This is a genomic window from Allobosea sp. 05T422_2, from assembly GCF_056396265.1.
The window spans coordinates 1-4,243 of the sequence record NZ_JBFTLD010000392.1 but is presented as its reverse complement, the minus strand read 5'-3'; the positions used below and the strand labels follow the sequence as shown (position 1 = coordinate 4,243).

5 protein-coding genes and 1 tRNA gene are annotated in these 4,243 nt (G+C 65.3%); 3 read left to right on the top strand and 3 right to left on the bottom strand.

All coding sequences use genetic code 11. From position 1 onward, the window contains the following. Positions 1–107 precede the first annotated feature (107 nt). Positions 108–1,253, bottom strand: a complete 1,146-nt coding sequence (locus tag AC1DJT_RS34770) for a helix-turn-helix domain-containing protein (RefSeq protein ID WP_476835871.1) — start codon at positions 1,251–1,253, stop codon at positions 108–110. Beyond that, complete coding sequence (locus tag AC1DJT_RS34765; RefSeq protein WP_441507889.1) at positions 1,250–1,531, bottom strand: type II toxin-antitoxin system HigB family toxin; 282 nt, start codon at positions 1,529–1,531, stop codon at positions 1,250–1,252. The genes AC1DJT_RS34770 and AC1DJT_RS34765 overlap by 4 nt, the downstream gene beginning before the upstream one ends. 105 nt (positions 1,532–1,636) lie before the next feature. On the opposite strand from AC1DJT_RS34765, the gene AC1DJT_RS34760 reads away from it, so the two are divergent. Beyond that, positions 1,637–2,617 carry a glycerophosphodiester phosphodiesterase family protein gene (locus AC1DJT_RS34760; protein WP_476835870.1) on the top strand — a complete coding sequence of 327 codons (981 nt, stop codon included), beginning with the start codon at positions 1,637–1,639 and terminating at the stop codon, positions 2,615–2,617. Positions 2,618–2,690: 73 nt separating this feature from the next. Here the strand turns inward: AC1DJT_RS34760 and AC1DJT_RS34755 are convergent, their stop codons facing one another. Then, positions 2,691–3,095 carry a hypothetical protein gene (locus tag AC1DJT_RS34755; RefSeq protein WP_441507887.1) on the bottom strand — a complete coding sequence of 135 codons (405 nt, stop codon included), beginning with the start codon at positions 3,093–3,095 and terminating at the stop codon, positions 2,691–2,693. 92 nt (positions 3,096–3,187) lie between these two features. Here AC1DJT_RS34755 and AC1DJT_RS34750 point away from each other — a divergent pair. Both AC1DJT_RS34750 and AC1DJT_RS34745 read left to right on the top strand, forming a co-directional pair. After that, a tRNA-Ser gene (locus AC1DJT_RS34750) sits at positions 3,188–3,278 on the top strand. A 78-nt stretch (positions 3,279–3,356) separates the two neighbouring features. Beyond that, on the top strand, positions 3,357–4,208 hold the full coding sequence (locus tag AC1DJT_RS34745) for an AAA domain-containing protein (protein ID WP_476770571.1): 852 nt from the start codon (positions 3,357–3,359) through the stop codon (positions 4,206–4,208). Positions 4,209–4,243: the final 35 nt, after the last annotated feature.

Below are 4,243 nucleotides of genomic sequence, written 5' to 3'. Positions count from 1 at the left end.
GAGCAGTTCCTGGCGACGGTGCCGATCTCCCACTAGCCTGAATCCTGACGCTGCGCCGCCCCGGAGCAAGGACGGTGAGCGCCATCGCAAGCTGAAGTCTGTCGATCTTATGGCCCGATCAGTGGCTCGGCCTGGGCGAACTGAGCGGCAGACGCCGTGATCAGTCCGTCATCGGCCATGCGTCGGAGCACCCAGTCGCGCCGCTCCTTGGCGCGACCGCGGTTGTCGGCGATGTCGAGCCGGTAGGTGTTCGGCGCCTTGGGCAGGGCGGCGAGATAGGCGGCTTCCGCAACGCCGAGATCGGCCGGGCTCTTGCCGAAATACTGGGCTGAGGCCGCCGCGATGCCATAGGCGTAGCCGCCGAAATAGATCTGGTTGAGATAGAGTTCGAGGATCCGGTCCTTGCTCAGGGCGTCCTCGATCCGGCTCGCCAGGACGATCTCCTTCACCTTGCGGGCGAGCGAGGGCGGCTGGCCCGGCAGCAGCAGGTTCTTGGCGAGCTGCTGGGTGATGGTTGCGGCGCCTGCCGGCGTCCGGCTCTCGCCCAGGCTCGCGAGGTTCTGGGCTGAGGCCCGCAGGATGGCCGGCAGGCTGTAGCCGCCATGGCGGTAGTAGTCCTGGTCCTCCGCCGCGAGGAAGGCCTTCACCACATGGGGCGGGATGGTCGCGAGCGGCACCGGCCGGCGATACGCCGTCAGGCCGCCATCCCGGCCGTAGCGCTCGAGATCGGGCGGTACATAGCCTGCGATCTCGGCCGTGCTCGGCAGGTCCCCGCCGTGAGCCCAGAACAGGCCGCCGATCGCCGATGCGCTCAGGCCCGCGAGGAGGCCGAGCAGGGCTGCGCCGCGCAGCGCGGTGCGCYTGATGCTGCCCGCCACCGCATAGGGCACCGAGAGCGGCTCGCGCGCCACGCCCCAGGCTTCGCCGAGCTTGGCGATCATCTCGGCCGAGAGATGCCGCCGCCGGTTCAGGACCTCCGAAGCGCGCGAGCGCGAGCCGAGGAGCTCGGCGAGGTCGGCTTGCGTCCGCCCCTTGGCCTGCATCGCGAGCGTCAGATAGGCGATGGGGTCCGGCGACGCGATCGGATGGGTCTTGCGCTCGTAATCGGCGACCAGCAGGCACAGAACCTCGAGCCGGTCGGCCGCCGCGGAGCCCGGCTCCGCGGCAAACAACCGGTCGATCTCGGCCAGCGCCGCGTGATGATCCGCTTCGCTCCTGATCGGCCTGACGGGAAGGGTTTCGCGCTCCCTCACCTTGCGTCCTCCTCGTTGAGGGCGGTGACCGCGGTGATGCGGATCACGCCCAGCTCGAAATTGACCCTGAAGGCAACGCTGCAGCCGACATGCGGCAAGGCAAGCGCAACCGCATCCTCGCTCACGAAGCGGGCAACGGCGCCGCAATCGCGCGCAATCTCGTCGCGCGCCCGCCAGCTCGCCTGCCGCAGCAGCGCATTCAGGGCGCGCAGAGCAGAGCCGGCCTGTGGGTGCGCCTCGCCATACTCGGCCAGGGCCGAGGCTCCGATGACGATCATGCTGGTGCGATCATAATGTTCCCATAATTGGGAGCAATTGCTCTCATGCTCCCGTTTTCGGGAACATTGATAGGCGCTCGCGCCCGCGGTTCAAAGGATGAAGTGATGCGCCGTCTCCCACGCCTTGCGCTCGCCGCGCTCTTTCTCCTCACGCTCTTCATCCTGATCAGCAACAGCAGTCTCCTGGCCTCCCGGCCGCAGGGCCGGCCGACCTTGCTCGCCCATCGCGGCATCACCCAGCTCTACGACAAGACCGACCTGCGCTCCGATGTCTGCAGCGCCGCGCGCATGCTGCCGCCGCGCCATGACTTCATCGAGAACACGCTGCCATCCATGCGGGCAGCCTTTGAGGCCGGCGCCGATATCGTCGAGCTCGACGTGCACCCGACCACCGACGGCCAATTCGCGGTCTTCCACGACTGGACCCTGGAATGTCGGACGAACGGCGAGGGTGTCACGCGGGAGCACGCGATGGCGCAGCTGAAGGCGCTCGATGTCGGCTATGGCTATACCGCCGATGGTGGCAGGACCCATCCGCTGCGCGGGAAGGGCATCGGCATGATGCCGACGCTCGACGAGGTCTTTGCAGCTTTTCCCGGGCGGCGCTTCGCCATCAATGTGAAGAGCCGGGACAGGAACGAGGGCGAGAAGCTCKCCGCAGTCCTGGGGGCATTGCCGCCTAAGGCCCGTGCGCGCCTGATCGTCTATGGCGGCGACGAGCCGGTCGAGACGCTGCGGCGCCTCCGACCGGATATCCCGGCCATGTCCAGGAGCACGCAGATCGGCTGCCTGACGCGCTATGTCGCCTATGGCTGGACCGGCGTGATGCCCGAGATCTGCCGGGGAACGATCGTCCTGGTGCCAATCAACATCGCCCCATGGCTCTGGGGCTGGCCAAACCGCTTCCTCAACCGTCTCGACAGCGCCGGCACCCAGGTCTTCGCGCTCGGCCCCTATCAGGGCGGCGGTTTTTCGACGGGCCTGGATACGCTCGCCGAATTGTCCCGTCTGCCCGCGGGCTATTCAGGCGGGATCTGGACCGACGAGATCGCCGTGATTGCCGGCGCAGTGAAGCCGACGCGCTGACGGCGTGTCCTTAGATCATCTGTGATTGCATCGGCTTTCCCGAAAACCGCAATCCACTTTTCCGGCCGATGCTTCAGCGGCGCCGGCAGAGGGCAGCCTCATGCGCAGTCGCGCGGCGAAGGATCTTCGTCGCCGTGATTCGCACCGGCGGTCCGTCCTCCACTGTGCCGGAAAGGACGAGACGCCCGGAATAGAGGCCACTGGTGAGGTCGCGGCGCGCAGCATCCGCGGCCGGCAGGCTGGAGAGGTCGGGATCGGTCTTCGCATAGCGCCGGCCTGACGGCACGAGAACGACATCCTTCGAAGGGCAGGGCGCCTGCACGCAGCGCAAACCATTGTCGCAGGCCACGAACAGCGCCTGGGCCACTGCCGGAGGCGGAATCGCGGCAGCAGCCAGGAGGGCGAGCCCGGCCCCAAGACAGCGCAGGCGGCTGCCTCCGCGCGCGGGCGACACGATCACTTTCAGGGCAGCGTGCATCGGCGATTTCCTCAGCCCGGTGAAGATGGCTGATAATCTTTCACACTGACGGCTTGTCAAAGCGCCGGGCAATCGGGCATAGAGCCGGTAACGGAGACGTGGCCGAGAGGCTGAAGGCACTCGTTTGCTAAATGAGCATACCCCACAAGGGTATCGAGGGTTCGAATCCCTCCGTCTCCGCCACTCCTAAGTCATTGAAATCGTTGGAACTTGTGGCTCGCAGTTCCACGCGTTCTGACACAGCGGCCTGTCACAGCCGGGATGGGAGGATCCCCATATCGATTCGGGGGCGCGATGTATCTGCATCGTCGAGGATTGCATTGGTGGATTCGTAAGGCCGTCCCGGTAGATTTGGCCGAGCTCCTTGGGACTTCTCAGTTGCGCAGATCGTTGCGCACCCGGGACGCTGCCCTGGCAAGACGGAGAGCGCTGCAGTTGCTGGTTCGAGTCGATGACGTTTATGCGGTGCTGCGATCTGAAAGGCCGCTGAAGCCGACAAGGCAGCTTGCTCTGGCCCTTCTCGATGAAGCACTCAGCTCTGGCGAACCTTCAGGACGCGAAAATCCCCGCAAGCGCTGGAATCCAGACGAGGTKGATGCAGTGATCGACGTGCTGCGCCACATACGCGCGGTAGAAGGCGAAACGCCGACGCTGGCCGTCCTGTCGCCATACAAGGCCCAGGCGGAGGCGATTCATGCACGCATAACAGTAGGCATGTCAGGACCGCAGCTCCGCCATCTCAAGGCCTTCCAATCAGTTCGCGCGGACGGTGCGTTCACCGGAACTGTGGATTCATTCCAGGGCAGCGAAGCGGACCTGGTGATCCTCTCCCTTGTTCGGAATAACTCCCGAGCTGGACTGGGAGCAGTGGGCTTCCTGCGTGACCCCCGGAGAATGAATGTCGCCCTCAGCCGTGCGAAATCGCAGTTGGTAATCGTCGGCAGTCTGGATTTTCTGCGCGAGGCGGTGCGGGGGGTGAATCCGGAGAACGGACCGCATCAGCTGCAGTTTTTGACCAAGGTGGTCGAAACCATCAATAGCTTAGCGAAAGCAAAGCGCGGCGCCCACTTCAAGGCGCAAAAAGTCCGCCCGTCGGCATTGCGAGCGAAATGATGAGCGCTTTAATCGCGATTCCGATTGCCCGGTTC

What these genes read in the sequence shown, in the direction of transcription:
- AC1DJT_RS34765 (WP_441507889.1), bottom strand. Translation starts at nt 1,531, where the DNA reads ATGATCGTCATCGGAGCCTCGGCCCTGGCCGAGTATGGCGAGGCGCAC.
- AC1DJT_RS34755 (WP_441507887.1), bottom strand. Translation starts at nt 3,095, where the DNA reads ATGCACGCTGCCCTGAAAGTGATCGTGTCGCCCGCGCGCGGAGGCAGC.